Origin of the sequence: Micromonospora sp. NPDC049004 (genome assembly GCF_040649315.1) — a bacterium.
Lineage (GTDB): Bacteria > Actinomycetota > Actinomycetes > Mycobacteriales > Micromonosporaceae > Micromonospora.
In genome coordinates this window covers 481125-500338 of record NZ_JBEZFG010000001.1, presented here as the reverse complement: position 1 = coordinate 500338, position 19214 = coordinate 481125, and the positions used below count along the sequence as shown (strand labels likewise).

The following is a 19214-nucleotide window of genomic DNA, read 5'->3' as shown; positions in this document are numbered from 1 at the left end:
GGAGACACATCACAGCAGGTCGACGGTTTAGCCGGCGGCTCACGGGTGACCCTTGGGGGGAACAGCCTGACGAGGGGGGCCACCATGTCCGACGACACCAGCAACCGACCGAGCCGGCACGCCGAACGCCCGCACGACGTGACCGACCCCCTGCTCTGGCAGTTGGCGGTCGACGTGCTGAGTGCCCACGAGCCCGACGACGAGGGCCACTGCCGCAACCTCCAGTGCGCCGGCCAGTCCTGGCCGTGCTCGGCCCGCGCGGGTGCCGAGCAGTCGCTCCGGCTGGCCCGCAGGACCCCCGGCGCGGTCGAGATGACCATCGGCGGCGACGACGCCGGCACGGGCTGGCCCGGCGAGGCCGCGGCACCCGCCGGCCGGTGGGACCGCAGCGCCAACGCGGTGGCGTCGCGCCGGGAGTCGAGGGCCTCCGCCCCCGCGGCGTAGCCGCGACGACACACGGTGCTCAGAGGCGATCAGCGCCCGACGAACGACCGAACGCTCGGCCGGTGACCCGGCCGAGCGTTCGTGTGTCGTACGTCAGAGGGCGAGCCGCTGACCCGGGAAGATCAGGCCGGCGTCGGCGCCGATCAGCTGCCGGTTGCGCTCGTACAGGGCCTCCCAGCCGCCCGCCTGGTGGTGGCTGTCGGCGATCTCCGACAGGGTGTCCCCCGGCTTGACGACGTACGTGTCGCCGCCGGCCGCGGGGGCGGTGCGCTCGTGGTTGCGGGTCGCCGGCTGGTCGCCGCGCGACGACCGGTCCTTCGGCGCGGTGGACCGGTCCTTCCCGGCGGTGGACTTCGAGGACTTCGCGGCGGAGCCCGACGAGCCACCCTTGCGGCCACAGGTCGGCCACGCGCCGATGCCCTGCCCGTCGAGCACCTTCTCGGCGATGGCGATCTGCTCGCCGCGGCTGGCCAGGTCGGCGCGGGCGGCGTACTTCTTGCCGCCGTAGCCGGCCCAGGTGCCCTGGGAGAACTGCAGGCCGCCGTAGTAGCCGTTACCGGTGTTGATCTTCCAGTTGCCGCCGGACTCGCACTGGGCGATCGCGTCCCAGTTGACACCGGCCTGGGCCGGGGCCGCGGGCCCGAAGAGGGCGACGGCGCCGGTGACCGCGCCGACGGCCAGGGTGCCGACGGCGACGCGGCGGGTGGTGACCCGTCGATGACGGGGCGTGTAGACAGACGTCATGTGTGGTTCCTCCACGCCGGCGAGGTGAGCTGTCGGGTTCGGGCCGAGGAGCCCGGCCGCGCGGTGGCGGCTTCACCCCGAGGTGACATGCACCGAGGAACGTGGGTCCCCCGCTCCTGCCCGGGGTTCCGGTATCCGACGACCGGGGGCAGGATTTGGCGTTGCCGGTCGTGGTGTCCACGGTGGTGGACTCGACCGACGGTAGGCACGGTCGGTGACCCTCGCCCAACGCTTGTGAACTTGTTCACCGGTGCACGCGGGGCGCCTCTGCCAGCGGTTGCGGACGACGCGCGGCTGTGCACCGACCATGATGGACCGATTCCGATCAGGCCCGGATGTCACCGTCCGTACGCAGCCCGGAGGTGATGCGACGGAGCAGTTCGACGTGTCCGGGCGAAGCGGAGGACCGGGTGTCGTGACCGAGAGCGGAGTAGACCGCCCCGGCTGGGACCGAGGGCGCGGCCCACACCGGTGGGCGGGTGGCGCCGCCCTCCTCGTGCGCGCTCCTTGCGAATTGACGTTCGGGCAGGAAACCGTAGATCGGCGGCCGCGATGCTCGAAGGCACACCGGGTCGATCCCGGTCACCTTCCCAGGAGGAGAGCATGTCGATCCACCGGAGCCGCATCGGCCGCCGCAGCGCCGCCGCCACCCTCGTGACCGTCCTGGCCAGCGCCGGCCTGACCCTGCTCGCACCGACCGCCGCACAGGCGTCCAGCCCCTGCACCAGCCTGACCTTCTACCGGGTCGGCGGCTATCCGGGCGGCGCGGACATGCACGTGCCGACCATCGGTTGGCAGACCGGGAACAAGCAGTGCTATCTCACCTACGGCCACTCGAACTCGGCCGTGCTGGTGCTTCAGGAGGCGCTGAACAACTGCTACTCGCAGTCGCTCTCCCTCGACGGCAACTACGGCTCGAAGACCCGCGAGGCCGTCCGGTACGCCCAGCACCGCATCAACCAGGACATCGTGTACGCGAACATCGCCGAGGACGGCGAGTACGGCCCGCAGACCCGGGCGTACATGGGCTTCGCGATCTTCGGGGTCAACGGCGGGGCGGTCATCCCGAACGTCTGCTACTACCCGGGCTGAGCCGCCTGACGGCGCCGGTCGGAGTCCCCCGTGGGATTCCGGCCGGCGCCGTCGTGCACCCCCCTGCCCGGTTCGGTCCGCGGCTCAGCAGACGCGGACCGCCTCGATCCGCTGGTTCCAACTCCCCCCGATCGCGGCCGTGTCGTACGCCAGGTTCGCCCGGTAGCCGTAGGCGTGCTGGTAGCCGAGCAGGCCGGTGGCGTTGGCGTTGTCCCAGAAGGTGGAGACGGTGCCCGACGGCCGGTTGTTGATGATCGACTGGGTCCGGTTGCGGAAGTACGAGGGCAGCGGGACGTCGTTGCAGCCGTTGTACGGCCCGTCGAGCAGGAAGATGTCCCCACTGAAGTTGGTCCCGGCGTACAGGCAGAGCAGACCCGAGGGGCAGGCGTAGTTGGCCTGGGCCGGGCTCGGGGCGACGGCGAGCGTGGCGCCCACGGCAACCACGCCGAGCAGGGCGGACGTGAACCTTCGCAGAGCACTTCGCACGATGGTGACCTCCGGTGTCGTCACGACCGGACGGGCCGTGAGTCGAATTGCCGACATCGCGTTGATCGATGCCGCTGTGCCACCATGATCTGCGCGGCAGGTCGACGAATTCCTGCCGGAACCTCAATCCGGCCGCTCGTCGGCGGATTGTCCGACTGGCGGCGCGGCGAGCGGCGGTTCATGGAGATTCGGGTCCTCGGGCCGGTCGAGGTCTGGGCGGACGGCCGCCTGGTCGACGCCGGAGCAGCCCGCCAGCGCGCCGTCCTGGCCGCGCTGGCGGTCGATGTCGGCCGACCGGTCCACGTGGAGTCGCTTGTGGACCGGGTCTGGGGCGACGCGCCACCGCCCAGGGCCCGCCACAACCTGCACGTCTACCTCGCCCGGCTCCGCCGTGTGCTGGCCGACGCGGGCGCACCGGACGCTCTGGTTCGACGCTCCGGCGGGTACCTGCTGGACCAGCCACCGGAGACAGTGGACGGTCAGCACTTCGACTCGCTGCGGCACCGGGCCGATCGGCTGGGTGACGACGATCCCGAGCGGGTGGAGCTGTTGCGCCGGGCGCTGGAGCTGTGGCGCGGCGAACCCCTGGCCGGGCTGACCGGCGAGTGGGCGGCGCGGGTCCGGCAGGACTGGCACCGCCGGCACACCGACACCGCGGTGCAGTGGGCCCGCGCCCTGCTGCGGCGGGGCGAGCCGGACCCGGTCATCGACCCGCTGACCCGGCTCGCCGACGACCACCCCCTGGACGAACCGGTCGCCGCCGTGCTGCTGCACGCGCTGGCCGCGGCCGGTCGCGGCGCACAGGCGCTGGCGTACTACGCCCGGCTGCGGGACCGTCTCGCCGACGCGCTCGGCGCGGACCCGGGCGTCGAGCTTCGCCAGCTGCACCAGGCCATCCTGCGCGGTGAGGTCACCGCGCCGGCTCCCGGGCCGTCCAGCGCCCCCGCCGGAGCGGGCCTCGTCAACAGGCCCCACCCGGACCGCCCGGTCCCGGCGCAGTTGCCGTCGGATGTCCGGGGTTTTGCCGGGCGCGGTCCGGAGTTGGCACGTCTGGACGCGCTGCGGTCGTCCGCCGAGGCGCAACCCGGGGCGGTCCCACTGGCGGTGCTCTCCGGAGCGGGCGGGGTGGGCAAGACGGCGCTCGCCGTGCACTGGGCGCACCGGGCCGCCGGGCACTTCCCCGACGGGCAGCTCTACGCCAACCTGCAGGGCTACAGCCACAGCGGTGTGGTGCGCAGCGCCGAACAGGTGGTGCGGGGTTTCCTGGCCGCGCTCGGGGTGCCGCCGCGGGAGGTGCCGGCGGACGAGCAGGCACAGACGGCGCTGTACCGGAGCCTGCTCGCCGGTCGGCGGATGCTGGTGCTGCTCGACAACGCCCGGGACGCGGCGCAGGTCCGGCCGCTGCTGCCGGGTGCGCCCGGCTGCCTGGTGCTGGTGACCAGCCGGGATCGGCTCACCGGGTTGGTGGCCACCGAGGGCGCGGAGGCGGTGGTGCTGGATCTGCTCACCGCCGAGGACGCGCAGGCTCTGCTCCTCGCGCGGATCGGGGCGCGGGCGAAGGACGAACGGGCCGCCGTCGACGAGCTGGTCCGACTCTGCGACCGGCTGCCGCTGGCCCTGGTCGTGGTCGCGGCCCGGGCGGTGGTCCGGCCCCAGCTGCCCCTGACCGAGTTGGGCGCGCAACTCCGGGCCGACGGCCGGCTGGACGGCCTGGACACCGGAGAGCACGACAGCAGCGTGCGGGCGGCGCTGTCCTGGTCGTACCGGCTGTTGTCGACGTCGAGCGCGCGGCTGTTCCGGCTGGTCGGGGGAAGTACGGACGTGACGGTGAGTACGGCGGCGGCGGTCAGTCTCGCCGGCGGCGGTCGACGGGCCGTGCAGGCGGCGTTCGCCGAGCTGGCCGACGCGCATCTGGTGTTGGAGCGCGGCCCGGACCGGTACGCGATGCACGACCTGTTGCGGGCCTTCGCGGCCGAACTGTCCGCCGAACACGATCCGGCCGGCGACCGGGCCGAGGCGCGCGGCCGGCTCTTCGACCACTACCTGCACAGCGCGCACGGCGCGTCGGTGCTGCTGCACCCGCACTGGGATCCGATCACCCTCGCCCCGGCCGCCGGCGGCGTCCGGCCGGAGAAGTTCGGCGACCATGACGAGGCCGTGGCCTGGTTCACCCGCGAGCGCGACGTGTTGATCGCGCTTGTCGAACGGTGCGCCGCCAGCGGGTTCGACCGACACGCCTGGCAGCTGGCCTGGAGCCTGACCAGCTTCCTGGACCGGCAGGGCGGTTGGCACGACCAGTTGGCGGTGCAACGTACGGCGCTGGCGGCCGCACGCCGCAGCGGAGACCCGGACGGGCAGGCGCACGCGCACCGCAGCCTGGCCCGGGCGCACGCCCGCCTGGGCCGGCTCGACGAGGCGCCCGGGCAGCTCCAGCGGGCGCTGGAGCTGTTCCGCGAGCTGGGCGACCCGGCCAACCAGGGGCACACCTGCCTCGACCTCGCCGAGGTGGCCGACCGGGAGGGTCGGCGTGCCGAGGTGGTCGAGCATGCCGAGGCGGCGTTGGCGCTGTACCGCGAGGCGGGCCACCGCTACGGGCAGGCGATGGCGTTGAACGCGGTCGGCTGGTATCAGGCCCAGCTCGGGGCGCACGACGCCGCGGTGCGGGCGTGTCAGCAGGCGCTGGAGCTGCTGCGCGAGTTCGACGACCGGCACGGCCAGGCGCCCACCTGGGACACCCTCGGCTACGCGCAGCACCGCGCCGGACGACCCGCGGAGGCGGTGATCGCGTACCGGCACGCGGTTGAGCTGTACCGGGAGTTCCGGGACCGGTACTACGAGGCGGACACGTTGGGGCACCTGGCCGAGGCGCAGGTCGATGCCGGCGACCCGGTCGGGGCGGCCCGGAGCTGGCGGACGGCGTTGGGCCTCCTCGACGACCTCGGGCACCCGGACGCGGAGCGGATCCGTCAACGGCTCACGGCCACCGGCGGGTCGTGACCCGTCGGCGGGGCCCGCCGCTCGGCCGGCCCACCACCCCGCCGACGCAGACGACGAACAACACCACGGACAGGATCGGAAACCAGTCGCCCGTCCGCGAATAGACAGTGCCTGACCCGGTCGTCGGAGCGGCCGTGACCAGCAGTTCCGCGTCACCGGCGGTCGCCTCGCCCAGGACCCTGCCGCCCGGGTCGGTGACGGTCACCCGGCCGAACGCGGCGGCGCGGACCACGGTGAGCCCGTTCTCCACGCCGCGGACGAGGGCCATCCGGCTGTGCAGCCAGCCGTCGGAGGTGAAATCCAGGCCGGGGACGAGCAGCACCGAGGCGCCCTGCGCCCGATACCGCCGGACCAGACCGGGATAGTCGAGGTCCTTGCAGATCGCCACGCCGAACCGCCCGTCCACGATCATTTCGTCGTCGCCCGGCGTCAGCCAGTCCTCCAGGCCCGGGATCAGATGCTGCTTCTCGTACGTCCTGATCGTTCCGCTCGGGTCCAGCACCAGCGCCACGTTGCTCGCGGTCCCGGCCCGCCGCAGCACCGCGCCGACGACGACCCGGGCCTCGGTCTGCTGGAGCGCGTCGACGAGCAGGGGCAGGGTGGCGTCCGTCACGGCGAAGACCTTCTCCGGCAGCACGACGATCCGCGCCCCGCGCGCGGCCAGGCCCGAGACCCGCGGAACGTACCGGGCGAGCAGGTCACGCCCGGACGGTTCGTCGATCGGGAGCCCGTCCTCGGACTGTCGCAACGCGACGAGGCCCACGGCCAGCGGCTCGGCCGGGTCCGGGGAGCGGCTCAGTGACCAGGCCGACCATCCGCCGGTGCCGAGCAGGAGGGCGAGCAGGCAGGTGAGGGCGGGGCGTGGGCCGCCGAGCCGGGGAGTGCGGGTGGGTCGCAGGCTTCTGAGCAGGGCGGCGAGGGCGACCGGGACGGCGAGCAGCAGGTAGGTGACGCCCCACACGCCGGTGAGCGCGGACAGCTGGATGACCGGGCGGACGTCCGCCTGCGTGTAGGCGAGGCTCCACCACGCGCCGTGCGGCAACAGGCGGGACGCGGCGTACTCGCCCAGCACCCACAGTGACGGCACGGTGAGAACGGCGGTCACGGTTCGTCCGCGCAGCAGGAGTGTCCGGGCGAGCAGGACCGTGCCGGCCGCCAGGCCGAGGCCGAGCAGGAACACGCCGCCGACGGCGGGGACCGGTAGTCGCAGGGTGCCGAGGTAGTACCCGACAATGCCGAGTTGGCCGATCGACCAGGCGAGAATCGTCGCCCAGAGCGCGGTCCTCGGGCGTACCCGCACCGAAGCGAGGATCAGCGGGATCGGGGCGAGCCAGGTCAGCGCGGCAACCGGGTGCAGCCCGGAGCCACCGAGCCAGAGCAGTCCACTCAGGAGCGCGGCGATGATCGTCGTCATGCGTCGATCGTGCGGCGGGATCGGCCGGGGCGGATCGCCGTACGAAGTGGAGGTGATCTGGTCCTGTGGAGGGAGGCGCGGCAGCGCCGGGCCGGACCATACTGCCGACGTGAAGCGGTACGTCAATCTCGCCGTCACCGTTGCCGCCGTTGCCGCAACCGTGCTGCCCACCCTGGCCGGCGGGCCACGTGCCTGGTGGGTGCTGCCGCTCGCGGTCGCGTCCTCGGTCCCGGTGCTGTGGCGTGACCGCGCACTGCTGACGGTCGCCGCCGCCGTGGGCCTCGCCACGACCGTCTCCGCCTCGCTCGGCGCACCCCCGCTGTTGCCGGTCGGCCCGCTCGTCTGCCTCTACACGTTCGCGGCCCGGGCCGCCCTGCCGATCCGCCTGCTCGGCATCCTGCTCACCGCCGGCGGCCTGCTGTTCTCGCTGCTCTATCCACACCCGGACGTGGAGGTGCTGCGGTACCTGGTGGTCGCCTACAGCTTCTCGTACGCACTGGGCACCAGCGCCCGTGCCCGCCGTACCCAGGCCATGGCCCTCGCCGAACGCGATCGTCGCGTCGCCGGTGAACGTGCGGCGGCAGTGCTGCGCGAACGCGCCCGCATCGCCCGCGACCTGCACGACATCCTCACCCACGCGGTCGGCGTCATGATCGTCCAAGCGGAGGCGGGACCACTTCTGGTCCGCCCCCACCCGGACCGCGCCGACGCCGCGTTCGCCACGATCGCGGCCACCGGCAGGGACGCGGTCGTCCAGCTCCGCCGCGCGGTCGGCAGCCTGCACGAACCCGCCGACCAGTCCCTCGACCAGCCGGGCCTCGCCCACCTGCCCGTCCTCGTCGAACGCGTCCGCGCCACCGGACTCGACGCCGTCCTCACCGTCTCGCCCCCGCCGTTCGGATCCGTCGCCGGACCGCGGTCCGAGGTCACTTCCGGTCCGCCGGTTGGTGGTGCCCTCGGGTGGCCGTTCGAGCCGCCCGCGGACGTCGGGATCGCCGCCTACCGGATCGTGCAGGAGTCCCTGACCAATGTGGTCCGGCACGCCGAGGCCCGCTCGGTGCGCATCCTGCTGAGCTACAGCGCGGACGCCCTGACCGTGTCGATCACCGACGACGGTCGCGGCAACCGGGCTTTCGGCGCCGGGGTGCCCGGATACGGGATAGTCGGCATGCGCGAGCGCGCCCGGGCCTGCGGCGGGACCCTGCGCACCGGCCCGGCCTCCGACAGCCACGGCTTCACCGTCACCGCCACCCTGCCCCTCTCCGCACCCGCGGCCGTCTGATGCTGCGCGTCGTGCTCGCCGATGATCAGGACCTGTTCCGGGCCGGATTCGCCACGATCCTCGGTGCCGAGCCGGACATCGAGGTGGTCGCCGAGGCCGCCGACGGCGCCGCCGCCGTGCGGGCCACCCTCGATCACCTTCCCGACGTCGTCCTGATGGACATGCGGATGCCCGTGCTCGACGGCGTCGCCGCGACCCGGCACGTCTGCTCACTCACCCCGAGCCGGGTCCTCGCCCTGACCATGTTCGACACCGACGACTACCTGTACGCGGCCCTGCGTGCCGGTGCCAGCGGCTTCCTGCTCAAGGACGCCCCACGAGCCGACCTGGTCAACGCCGTCCGGGTGGTCGCCGCCGGCGATGCGCTGCTCGCCCCCGGCGTCACCGCCCGGGTGATCGGCGAACTACACCGGCGCGGCCACCCGGACCCGGCGCTCGCCGCCGCGGTGACCGCCCTGACCGCCCGCGAGACGGACGTGCTGCGCCTGATCGCGGCCGGTCTGTCCAACGCCGAAATCGCCGCGCACCACCACCTGAGCGAGCACACGGTGAAGACCCACGTCGGCAACCTGCTCGCCAAACTGAATCTGCGTGACCGCGCCCAGGCCGTCATGATCGCCTACGAGTCCGGCCTGGTGATCCCCGGCCGCTGACCAGTGGCGACGTCAGGTCTGTCGACCTCGTCGATCATGGAGTCATGGTGCCTGTCAGGCACTGTGATGGGCGCTTTGTCACCCACCACAGCTCCATGATCGACGAGGCGAGGCAGTTCGCGAGAAGGCTTACAGGGTGCGGGCCAGCCGGTCGGCGAGCGTACGGGTGAACCGGGCCGGGTCCGCCAGCTCACCGCCCTCGGCGAGCACCGCCAGGCCGTACAGCAGCTCGGCGGTCTCGGTCAGGGTTTCGGTGGAGTCGCCCTGCTCGTGGGCCTTGCGCAGACCGGTGACCAGCGGGTGACCGGGGTTGATCTCCAGGATGCGCTTGGCCGAGGGGACGTCGTGCCCCATCGCCCGGTACATCTTCTCCAGCGTCGGGGTGAGGTCGTGCGCGTCGCCCACCACGCAGGCCGGTGAGGTGGTCAGCCGCGACGACAGACGGACCTCCCGAACGCTGTCGGCGAGGGTCGTGCCCAGCCACTCCACCAGCGCGGCGAACTCCTGCCGCTGCTGCTCGCGCTCGGCCTCGGCCTGCTGCTTCTCCTCGTCGGTGTCCAGGTCGACCTGGCCCTTGGCGATCGAGCGCAGCGGCCGGCCGTCGTACTCGCCGACCCGCTCGACCCACACCTCGTCGACCGGGTCGGTGAGCAGCAGCACCTCGTGGCCCTTGGCCCGGAACGCCTCCAGGTGCGGAGAGTTCTCGATGGTGGCCCGGGAGTCGCCGGTGGCGTACCAGATGTCGCTCTGGCCGTCCTTCATGCGCGAGACGTAGCCGGCCAGGTCGGTGGGCTCCGCCGCGTCGTGCGTGGAGGCGACCGACAGGATCTCCAGCAGGGAGTCCCGGTTGTCGGTGTCGTCGATCAGCCCTTCCTTGACCACCGCGCCGAACTCGGTCCAGAAGGTGCGGTAGCGCTCGGGGTGGTTGGCCTTGAGGTCCTTGACCGTGGCGAGGACCTTGCGGACCAGGCGGCGGCGCACGATCTGGATCTGCCGGTCCTGCTGAAGGATCTCGCGGGAGATGTTCAGCGACAGGTCGTGCGCGTCGACGACGCCCTTGACGAAGCGCAGGTAGGTGGGGACCAGCGCCTCGCAGTCGTCCATGATGAACACGCGCTTGACGTAGAGCTGCACGCCGCGACGGCCCTGCGGGGAGAACAGGTCCAGCGGGGCGTGGCTGGGCAGGAACAGCAGCGCCTCGTACTCGAAGGTGCCCTCGCCCTTCATGTGCACGACCTCGAGCGGGTCGGCCCAGTCGTGGCTGACGTGCTTGTAGAACTCGTTGTACTCGGCGGCGTCGACCTCGTCGCGGGGCCGCGCCCAGAGCGCCTTCATCGAGTTGAGGGTCTGCACCTCGCTGGTGGCCGCCTCGCCCTCGGCGCCGGGACGCTCGACGGTCATCCGGATCGGCCACGCGATGAAGTCGGAGTAGCGCTTGACGATCTCGCGGATGGTCCACTCGGCGGTGTAGTCGTGCAGGTTGTCCTCGGTGTCGGCCGGCTTGAGGTGCAGGGTCACCGCGGTGCCCTGCGGCGCCTCCTCGACGGTCTCGATCGAGTAGGTGCCCTCGCCGGTGGACTCCCAGCGGGTGCCGCCGGTCTCGCCGGCCTTGCGGGTCAGCAGGGTGACCCGGTCGGCGACCATGAACGCGGCGTAGAAGCCGACGCCGAACTGCCCGATCAGGTCCTGCGAGGCGCGGGCGTCGGCGGACTCGCGCAGCTGGCGCAGCAGCTCGGCGGTGCCGGACTTGGCGATCGTGCCGATCAGCCGGACCACCTCGTCGCGGGTCATCCCGATGCCGTTGTCCCGCACGGTGAGCGTGCGGGCGTCCCGGTCGACCTCGATGGCGACGTGCAGGTCATCGGTGTCGGCGACGAGATCCTTGTCGACGAGCGTCGCCAGCCGCAGCTTGTCCAGGGCGTCGGACGCGTTCGAGATGAGTTCCCGCAGGAAGACGTCCTTGTTCGAATAGATCGAGTGGACCACCAGCTGGAGGAGCTGACGCGCCTCGGCCTGGAACTCCAACGTCTCGGCCTGGTTGCTCACACCGTCTCCCTTCTCGGCTCGTGCGGAGGTTCGCGCAAAGGATACGAGTCGTCACCGCCGCGGTCGTGCCCGCGTCCGGGTCGTATTCCCGATCCGAGGAGGGCGCGCGGTGACGTAGCTGACTTTGCTCAGCAGAAGTCAGCCGGATAGCGTTCCGGTCGGCGAACGCCGTCGTGCCGCATCGACCGAACCTGGAGCACTCCCATGAAGATCGCCGCAAGCACCGCCCTCGTCACCGGCGCCAACCGCGGCTTCGGCCGACACCTCGCCGCCGAACTCGTCGCGCGCGGCGCGACGGTGTACGCCGCGGCCCGCAACCCCGACTCCGTCGACCTGCCCGGCGTGACGCCGGTCCGGCTGGACATCACCGACCCCGACTCGGTGGCCGCCGCCGCGACGCTCGCCGGCGACGTGAACCTGCTGGTCAACAACGCCGGCATCGACAGCCGGGCCGACCTGCTGGAGGGCGACCTGGACCAGATCCGGCTGGAGCTGGAGACGCACTACCTCGGCAACCTGTCGATGATCCGGTCCTTCGCCCCGGTCATCGCCGGCAACGGTGGCGGAACGGTCCTCAACGTGCTCTCCGTGCTGTCCTGGGTGAATTTCCCCCTGCACGGGGCGTACGGCGCCGCGAAGTCCGCCGAGTGGGCGATGACCAACGCGCTGCGCCTCCAGCTCGCCGAGCGGGGCGTCCGGGTCGCCGGCCTGCACGTCGGCTACATGGACACCGAGATGGCGGCGACCATCACCGGCGCCAAGTCGGACCCGGCGGTGATCGCCCGGCTCGCCGTCGACGGCATCGAGGCCGACGCGTACGAGATCGTCACCGACGACGTCAGCCGGCAGGTGCAGGCCGGGCTCGCCGGCGGTGTCGCCGCGCTCTACCCGCAGCTCCCCTGACCTGGAACGCGACGGGCCGCCGCCGGGAGCATCCGGCGGCGGCCCTTTCCGACGGGTACGCCCTCAGCTGGCCTGCAGGGTCACGTCGTCGATCACGAAGCTGGTCTGCAGCGACGAGTCCTCGGTGCCGGTGAACTTCAGGGTCACCGTCTGCCCGGCGAACCCGGCCACGTTGAACGTGCGCTGGACGTAACCGGAGGCGGCGTTGAGGTTCGAGTACGTCGCCAGGGTGGTCGAGCCCACCTGCACGGTCAGCTTGTCGTACGCCGTGGAGCCGGTGGTCTCGGCGGTGTCGATGTGCAGCCAGAACGACAGCGTGTAGCTGGCGCAGCCGGCCGGCACGGTCACCGACTGGGACAGGGTGTCGGTACGCGTGCTGCCGTACCCGTCGAGCCACGCCTTGTACGACCCGGTCCGGGCCGGCTGGCTGCTGGAATTGGTGATCACGCCGGAGGACGCGGTCCACGGCGTGCTGCCGCTCTCGAAGCCACCGTTGCCGATCACCTGCCCGCCGGAACAGCCGCCGGTGCCGGTCACCGTCAACGTGAGGCTGGCGGTGCGGGTGACCGAGCCGGTGCCGGTGACCGTGATCGTGAAGGTGCCGGTGGCCGCGCTGGCCGAGGCGCTCAGGGTCATCGTGGCCGAGCCGCCGGAGGTCACCGAGGACGGGCTGAACGACACGCTCACCCCGCTGGGCGCCCCGGAGGCGGAGAGGCTCACCGACTGCGCCGAGCCGGCGGTGGTGGCGGTGGTGACCGTCGCGGTGGTGCTGGCGCCCCGGGCCACGGTCCGCGTCGTGGGGCTGACCGCGACGGAGAAGTCGTTGGTCGGGGTGCCGCCGCCCACGGCGAGCTGCCACAGCGCGTACGCGACGCCGTCCGCGGCCCGGTTCAGCACCGTGGCGCTGACGTTGGCGGTGGTGTCGCAGGAACGGTGGTAGCACGAGTCGTAGGCGGCGTTGGCCGTGCCGCCCCACTTGGCCGCCTGGGTGCTGGTCTTACGGGCGCTCGCGCCCGCGGCGTAGCCGGAGGTGGGGATGCCGGCCTGCTGGAAGTAGTAGTCGTCGGAGCGGCCCTGACCCTCGACGTTCTCCTCCGGCTGCAGCCCCAGCGAGTCCCAGTACGCCTTCAGCGGCGCCGCCGTCGTGGAGGTGACCCGGTTGATGAAGTAGCCGCCGTTGGTCGAGCCGACCATGTCGAAGTTGTAGTAGCCCTTGATGTAGCCGCGCTGCGTCGCGCTGAGCGAGTTCACGTAGAACCGGGAGCCGTTGAGACCCTGCTCCTCGTCGGTCCACCAGGCGAACCGGACCTTCTTCGTCATGGTCGGGTTCTGCGCGGCGAGGACCAGCGCGTTCTCCAGCAGGGTGGCGGAGCCGGAGCCGTTGTCGTTGATGCCCGGGCCGGCCGAGACGCTGTCGAGGTGGGCGCCGAACATCACCACCTGGTCGGTCGGGCCGCCGGACCACTCGGCGATGAGGTTGTTCGAGGGGTACGTGCAGCTGGAGCAGGTCTGCTCGCTGACGGTGTAGCCGGCGGCCTGGAGCTTGCTCTTCACGTAGCTGACCGAGGCGGTGTAGCCGGCCGAGCCGGCCCGCCGGTTGCCGCCGTTGCTGCTGGCGATGGAGTTGAGCTGGGTCAGGTGCGCCTGGACGTTGGTGACGGAGATGTCCGGCGCCGCCAGGACGGCTGCGGACGCGGCGATCGGCCGGGCCGCTGTCGTCGGGGCGGAGGGTGACGCGCTCACCGGCTGGGCGGCCAGCGTCACCGTCATCCCGGCGAACACGGTGAGCGCGATTGCCGCGCTCAGCGTTCTGCCTCTCATGGGGGCTCCTCGGGGGTTGGAGAGATTACCGAGACACTGACAGAGATCTATGTCTGTGACATCGGTCGTTCGTCCCGAACCCCCACCCGTTAGACGGTGGGTACCGACGACGGCACAGGTGAGTAGAGGTGTCAGGATGGGTAGGTAACGCCAGCAGGGGTCGTCGGGCCCGGAACGGGGGGCTTAGCGATGACGGCGGGTCGAGCGTGACACGACCCCGCACCGACCTGTTCGACGACGGCGGTGACACCGGACGGCTGATGGCCGAGCTGGACTGGGCCGACACCCCGCTCGGGGCGGTGTCGGGCTGGCCGCAGAGCCTGCGGGCCGCCGTGCGGGTGGTGCTCTCCTCCCGCTACCCCATGCTCCTGCTCTGGGGCGACCGCCTCTCCCAGCTCTACAACGACGCGTACTCCGCCCTGATCGGCGACAAACACCCCGCCGCGCTCGGCGACGACGTACGGGTGACCCTGGCCGAGGGCTGGGACGTCCTCGCCCCCCTCATCCAGCAGGCCATGACGACCGGCGTGGCCAGCTGGGTGCCCGCTCTGCAACTGCTGCTGGAGCGCGCCGGCTACCGCGAGGAGGCGTACTTCAGCGTCTCGCACGCCCCCGCCCGCGACGACGACGGCCGCACCGTCGGCGTGCTGACGGTGTGCAGCGAGGTCACCGAGCAGGTCGTCGGCGAACGGCGACTGCGGCTGCTACGCGACCTGAGCCTGCGCGGCGACGGGCGCACCGTCGACGTCGACGCCACCTGCGCCCGGCTGATCGACGCGATCGGCGCCCACCCGCTGGACGTGCCGTTCGCGGCGATCTACCTGCGCGACGGCGCGGTGCTGCGCCGGACGGCCTGCGCGGGCGGTGACCCGGGTCACCCCGCGGTGACCGGGGCGCTGCCGGACGTCGTCGACCTGGCCGACCCGGGCCCGGCGGCCCGCGCCTGGGCGCTCCCGGACGCTGCGCAGGGTCGCCCCACCGACGTGACCGGCGTCGCGGACCGGCTGACCCTGCCCGCCGGCCCGTGGGGCGATCCCACAGCCGCCGCGCTGGCACTGCCGCTGCCCTCGGCCGCCGAGGACCAACCGCTCGGCGTCCTGCTGGCCGGCGTCAGCCCCAACCGGGAACTGGACGAGGCGTACCGCTCCTTCTACCAACTGCTGACCCAACAGGTCTCCATGGCGGTACGCAACGCCAAGGAGTACGAGCAGGAGCGCCGCCGGGCCGAGACGCTGGCCGAACTGGACCGGGTGAAGACCACCTTCTTCACCAACGTCAGCCACGAGTTCCGTACGCCGTTGACCCTCATGCTCGGGCCGCTCGCCGACGCGCTCGCCGACACCGCCGCGCCGCTGGCGCCCGGGCAGCGGGAGCGGGTGGAGACCGCCTGGCGCAACGCCACCCGACTGTTGACCCTGGTCAACAGCCTGCTCACCTTCTCCAGCCTGGAGGCCGGCCGGGCTCGCAGCGACGCCCGCGAAGTCGACCTCGCCGCGCTCACCGCGGAGCTGGCAAGCGTCTTCCGGGCCGCCGTCGAGCGGGCCGGCCTGGCTCTGGAGGTCGACTGCCCGCCACTGCCCCGGCCGGTCACCCTCGACCCGGTCAACTGGGAACGCATCGTCACCAATCTGCTGTCCAACGCCCTGAAGTACACGTTCATCGGCCGCATCCGGGTCGCCGTGGACGCCGACCACGACGAGGTACGCCTCACCGTCGCCGACACCGGCATCGGGATCGCCGAGGCGGACCTGCCAAAGCTCTTCGAACGCTTCCACCGGGTGCAGGGCGCGCGCTCGCGCAGCCACGAGGGCACCGGCATCGGCCTGGCCCTGGTCCACGAGCTGACCCGGCTGGAGGGCGGCGAGGTCCGGGTGACCAGCCAGGTGGGTGTCGGCACCGCCTTCACGGTGGCCCTGCCGTGGTCGGCGGCCCGACGCGCGGTGACGACCGGGCCAGCAGCGAACGGCCGGGGCGACGTGGCCCGCGCCGCCGTGTCGGAGGCGGCGGGATGGCTGGCCGACCCGGGCGGCAGCATCGCCGAGCCCGCCGCGGCGTCCGGCTCGGCCGCCGACGAGTTGGCCGGTGCCCGGATCCTGGTGGCCGACGACAACAGCGACATGCGCGCGTACCTGAGTCGGCTGCTCGCCGGTCAGGGCTGGCGCGTCCGGTCGGTCACCGACGGTCGGCAGGCCCTCGACGCGATCCACCGGGAGCCGCCGGACCTCCTGCTCACCGACGTGATGATGCCGGTGCTGGACGGCTTCGACCTGGTACGCCGACTGCGCGCCGACCCGGCGACCCGGGCGCTGCCGGTGCTGGTGCTCTCCGCCCGGGCCGGCGAGGAGGCCAGCGTGGTCGGCCTCAGCCTCGGCGCCGACGACTACCTGGTGAAGCCGTTCGCCGCCGCGGAGTTGATCGCCCGCATCCGGGCCGCCATCCGCCGCGCCCGCACCGACCCGTCCGGCGACGACGCCACCGCGACGACCGCCGACGACAGCCCGAGCGCGCTCGACGCCCCGATGTCGACGCGATCCACCGGGGCCACCGCCGTCGCGCCCGCCCCGCCGGTGGCGGAGCCCACCGCACGCGCCACCACCGCAACGGCTGGTGGGGAGCCGGCCGGCGGGTCGGTGGTCGACGCGGCCGGCGACGGGCTCGGCGACATCCTGGCGGCGGAGTGGACGTACCCGTCCGTGCCCACCTCGGCTGCTGCCCTGCGCCGGGACGTCCGGCTGGCGTTGGACGAGCTGGACGTCCACCCGGACGTGGTGGAGGATCTGCTGCTCGCCGCGTCCGAGGCGATGAACAACGCCGTCGAGCACGCACAACGCCCCAGCCGCCCCGAGGTGCGGGTCCGGCTCCAGGTGGGCGACGACCGGATCCGGATCTCGGTGCGCGACTTCGGCACCTGGCGGGACCGTCGGCCGGCCATGGACCGGGGCCGGGGCGCGCTGTTGATGAACGCGTACGGCGACGTGCGGCTGGTCTCCACCGGCGAGGGGACGACGGTGACCATCGAGCGGACGCTGACCGACCCGGCCTGAGTCACCGCCGCCAGGGCCTCAGAGCCGACGGCCCGCGCGGTCACGGGCGATGATGCCGTCCAGGCGCTCCCCCGGAGTGAGCGTGGCCGGGTCGAACCAGAAGATCACCACCTGCTTGTCCATGCTCCAGCGCGCCATCCGGGCATCGACCTGCCGACCGTCCACCGTGCCGATGATCCGCTCGGCGGGGCCGACGAAGTAGCCGAAGGTGGGCACCGGCGCGTCCGACGAGCGCTCGTCGTAGCCGATCTGGTGGAACCCGGGCCGGCGGTCGGCGCCGGCGACATCGTTGACCAGGATGTCCGTGCGCAACGTGCCGTCCGGGGCGCGACGGCCGGCGGCCAACCCGATGGTCACCTTGGGCACGCCGGGCACCGACACCGAGACGACGTAGTAGACCCGACGGTCGGTGCCCTGCTGTACTCCCGTGTCGATCACCTGGCCCAGGGGCTTCGGACCCGGCACGCCGCGGGCCACCGTCGGCGGCGGCGTGGGCTCTTTCGCCGTCGACGCCGAGGCCGAGGCGGCGGCGGAGGGCGGAGCCTCGGCGACCGACGGTGCGGGACCTGTCGACGCCGGACCGCCTGGCCCGGGGGCGCTGAGCGCCACCACTGCGACGCCGACCAGTCCCGCTACGACCGTCGCCGCGGCGCCCCCGGCGACCCGTCGACGGATCCGCAGCCGACGGCCCGCACGCATGACGGTTTCCAGGTCGAGCGTGGCGTCGGGGCGCTCGGTCGCCCGCATGGCGTCACGGAGCCGATCCAGCTCGCTCATCGACGCGCCTCCTCGTCGGCCGTGCGCGGCGCCGCCGTGCGCAACTTCTCCAGGGCTCGCGAGCTGGTGCTCTTGACGGTGCCCACCGATACGGCGAGTTCCCGGGCCACCTGCGCCTCCGGCAGGTCGAAGTAGTAGCGCAGCACGACGATGGCACGCTCGCGAGGGCTGAGCGCGCCGAGGATGGTGACCAGCCAGGCCCTGGTGGTCACGTCGTCGGCCACGTCGCCGCGCCGCTGTTCCGGCACCTCCTCGGTGGGGTACTCCCGCATCGGCCGCCGCCACCGATCCACCAGGTGATTGACGAGGGTGCGACGCGCGTACCCGTAGGCGTCGTCGTCGTGGATCCGCGACCACGACGCGTAGGTGCGCACCAGCGCGGTCTGCGCGGCGTCCTCGGCCTGGTGGTGGTCGCCGGTCATCAGGAACGCGGCGTGCACCAGTCGCGCGGACGCCGCGCGCGCGAACTCGACGAACTCCGCGTCACCCCGCGCCACCGCGAACCCTCCCCCGTGCCACACCCTTTTCAGACGGGCGAGGGCCCGCGAAGGTTGAGTCCTCGCGACGTCAACCTTCCGGCGGGCTCACCCGTCTTCTCTCCCGCGTCGCCGTGGACCGGCACGCGAGGGGAGAGAAACATGTCGACGAAGGCTACCCGTCGGGGACATCTGTCCCCGGTGGTGTTGCTGCTGGTCGTGGCGCTGGTCACCGGGTGTGGCCGGCCGGCCGCCGGGAACGGATCGGCCGGTGGCGCCGCGAGCGGACCGGACCCCGCCGGCCTGTCCTCGCCAGCACCGGCCGCGACGGGACGGACGGCGGGAGTGGCCGGCAGCGGCGGTGTCGAGGCGGCGACGCCCACTGTGGTGCCGGTCAGCTATCCCGCCACCGGCAGCAACCGCTGGTCGGTGGCCGCAGCCGAGACGACGGGTGGAGGCGGGAGCACCGGCAGCCTGCTGCGCTACCGGGTCGCCGTGGAGCGCGACATCCGCGGCCTGCGGGCGGGCGACATCGCCACGGCGATCTCCGCGACGTTGAACGACCCACGCGGGTGGACGGCGGACGGGACGTGGCGGCTGCGCCGGGTCGGCGCGAACGAACCCGTCGACTTCACGATCTACCTGGCGACCCCGGGCACCCGCGACACGCTCTGCCAGGACGTGCCGGACGGCTACACGTCGTGCCGCAACGGTGCCCGGGTGGTCCTGAACGTGGCGCGCTGGGTCATGGGGGTTCCGAACTACGGCGCGAGCCTGGCCACCTATCGGCAGTACATGGTCAATCACGAGGTGGGGCACAAACTCGGGTTCGGTCACGAGCGCTGCCCGGGGCGGGGCCGGCCGGCGCCGGTGATGCAGCAGCAGACGTTGGGCCTGCACGGGTGCCGCGCCGGGGCCTGGCCGTACCCGAACGGCACGGTCCGCTACCGCGGGCCGATCGGGGCGTACGACGACGGGATCCCCCGACGCGAGGGCGCCTACGCGGCGCCGTGAACCCGACGACCGGGCCGCCGC

The 19214-nt window shown here is 72.7% G+C and carries 15 protein-coding genes and 1 riboswitch; of the genes, 8 read left to right on the top strand and 7 right to left on the bottom strand.

All coding sequences use genetic code 11. The features are described from left to right. The first annotated feature begins 84 nt into the window (after nt 1-84). Nucleotides 85-444, top strand: a complete 360-nt coding sequence (locus tag AB0B97_RS02100) for a hypothetical protein (RefSeq protein WP_234589180.1) — start codon at nt 85-87, stop codon at nt 442-444. A 93-nt stretch (nt 445-537) separates the two neighbouring features. Here the strand turns inward: AB0B97_RS02100 and AB0B97_RS02095 are convergent, their stop codons facing one another. Then, nucleotides 538-1188 carry a transglycosylase family protein gene (locus AB0B97_RS02095; RefSeq protein ID WP_357489895.1) on the bottom strand — a complete coding sequence of 217 codons (651 nt, stop codon included), beginning with the start codon at nt 1186-1188 and terminating at the stop codon, nt 538-540. Continuing rightward, nucleotides 1188-1332, bottom strand: a riboswitch (cyclic di-AMP (ydaO/yuaA leader). It overlaps the preceding gene by 1 nt. Nucleotides 1333-1791: 459 nt before the next feature. Between AB0B97_RS02095 and AB0B97_RS02090 the strand changes: the two genes are divergently transcribed. Continuing rightward, nucleotides 1792-2280, top strand: coding sequence for a peptidoglycan-binding domain-containing protein (locus tag AB0B97_RS02090; protein WP_357489893.1), 489 nt, complete (start codon nt 1792-1794; stop codon nt 2278-2280). A gap of 84 nt (nt 2281-2364) precedes the next feature. Here the strand turns inward: AB0B97_RS02090 and AB0B97_RS02085 are convergent, their stop codons facing one another. After that, nucleotides 2365-2766 carry a peptidase inhibitor family I36 protein gene (locus tag AB0B97_RS02085; RefSeq protein ID WP_234589170.1) on the bottom strand — a complete coding sequence of 134 codons (402 nt, stop codon included), beginning with the start codon at nt 2764-2766 and terminating at the stop codon, nt 2365-2367. A gap of 180 nt (nt 2767-2946) precedes the next feature. Between AB0B97_RS02085 and AB0B97_RS02080 the strand changes: the two genes are divergently transcribed. Further along, complete coding sequence (locus AB0B97_RS02080) at nt 2947-5763, top strand: BTAD domain-containing putative transcriptional regulator (RefSeq protein WP_357489891.1); 2817 nt, start codon at nt 2947-2949, stop codon at nt 5761-5763. Here AB0B97_RS02080 and AB0B97_RS02075 read toward each other — a convergent pair. Beyond that, nucleotides 5741-7177: a nitrilase-related carbon-nitrogen hydrolase gene (locus tag AB0B97_RS02075; RefSeq protein WP_357489889.1), complete on the bottom strand. Its 1437-nt coding sequence runs from the start codon at nt 7175-7177 to the stop codon at nt 5741-5743. The two genes, AB0B97_RS02080 and AB0B97_RS02075, sit on opposite strands and share 23 nt — an antisense overlap. Nucleotides 7178-7286: 109 nt before the next feature. Between AB0B97_RS02075 and AB0B97_RS02070 the strand changes: the two genes are divergently transcribed. Next, the gene (locus AB0B97_RS02070; RefSeq protein WP_357489887.1) at nt 7287-8459 is read left to right on the top strand and encodes a histidine kinase; all 1173 of its coding nucleotides are present in this window, start codon (nt 7287-7289) and stop codon (nt 8457-8459) included. Then, the gene (locus tag AB0B97_RS02065; RefSeq protein ID WP_234589153.1) at nt 8459-9112 is read left to right on the top strand and encodes a response regulator transcription factor; all 654 of its coding nucleotides are present in this window, start codon (nt 8459-8461) and stop codon (nt 9110-9112) included. The genes AB0B97_RS02070 and AB0B97_RS02065 overlap by 1 nt, the downstream gene beginning before the upstream one ends. Before the next feature lie 129 nt (nt 9113-9241). Here AB0B97_RS02065 and htpG read toward each other — a convergent pair whose 3' ends face one another. Next, nucleotides 9242-11158, bottom strand: a complete 1917-nt coding sequence (htpG, locus tag AB0B97_RS02060; RefSeq protein ID WP_357489885.1) for a molecular chaperone HtpG — start codon at nt 11156-11158, stop codon at nt 9242-9244. A gap of 204 nt (nt 11159-11362) precedes the next feature. On the opposite strand from htpG, the gene AB0B97_RS02055 reads away from it, so the two are divergent. Continuing rightward, the gene (locus AB0B97_RS02055) at nt 11363-12061 is read left to right on the top strand and encodes an SDR family oxidoreductase (protein WP_234589150.1); all 699 of its coding nucleotides are present in this window, start codon (nt 11363-11365) and stop codon (nt 12059-12061) included. A gap of 63 nt (nt 12062-12124) precedes the next feature. Here AB0B97_RS02055 and AB0B97_RS02050 read toward each other — a convergent pair whose 3' ends face one another. Continuing rightward, nucleotides 12125-13882: a M28 family peptidase gene (locus AB0B97_RS02050; protein ID WP_357489883.1), complete on the bottom strand. Its 1758-nt coding sequence runs from the start codon at nt 13880-13882 to the stop codon at nt 12125-12127. Between the two features lie 206 nt (nt 13883-14088). Here AB0B97_RS02050 and AB0B97_RS02045 point away from each other — a divergent pair, with 206 nt between their 5' ends. Continuing rightward, nucleotides 14089-16926 carry an ATP-binding protein gene (locus tag AB0B97_RS02045; RefSeq protein WP_357489881.1) on the top strand — a complete coding sequence of 946 codons (2838 nt, stop codon included), beginning with the start codon at nt 14089-14091 and terminating at the stop codon, nt 16924-16926. A gap of 18 nt (nt 16927-16944) precedes the next feature. Here the strand turns inward: AB0B97_RS02045 and AB0B97_RS02040 are convergent, their stop codons facing one another. Both AB0B97_RS02040 and AB0B97_RS02035 read right to left on the bottom strand, forming a co-directional pair. Next, nucleotides 16945-17703 (bottom strand): hypothetical protein, encoded by a 759-nt coding sequence (locus tag AB0B97_RS02040; protein WP_357489879.1) that lies wholly within the window; start codon nt 17701-17703, stop codon nt 16945-16947. Beyond that, nucleotides 17700-18200 carry a SigE family RNA polymerase sigma factor gene (locus AB0B97_RS02035; RefSeq protein WP_234589143.1) on the bottom strand — a complete coding sequence of 167 codons (501 nt, stop codon included), beginning with the start codon at nt 18198-18200 and terminating at the stop codon, nt 17700-17702. The genes AB0B97_RS02040 and AB0B97_RS02035 overlap by 4 nt, the downstream gene beginning before the upstream one ends. Before the next feature lie 141 nt (nt 18201-18341). Between AB0B97_RS02035 and AB0B97_RS02030 the strand changes: the two genes are divergently transcribed. After that, the gene (locus AB0B97_RS02030) at nt 18342-19193 is read left to right on the top strand and encodes a DUF3152 domain-containing protein (protein WP_357489876.1); all 852 of its coding nucleotides are present in this window, start codon (nt 18342-18344) and stop codon (nt 19191-19193) included. Nucleotides 19194-19214 lie beyond the last annotated feature (21 nt).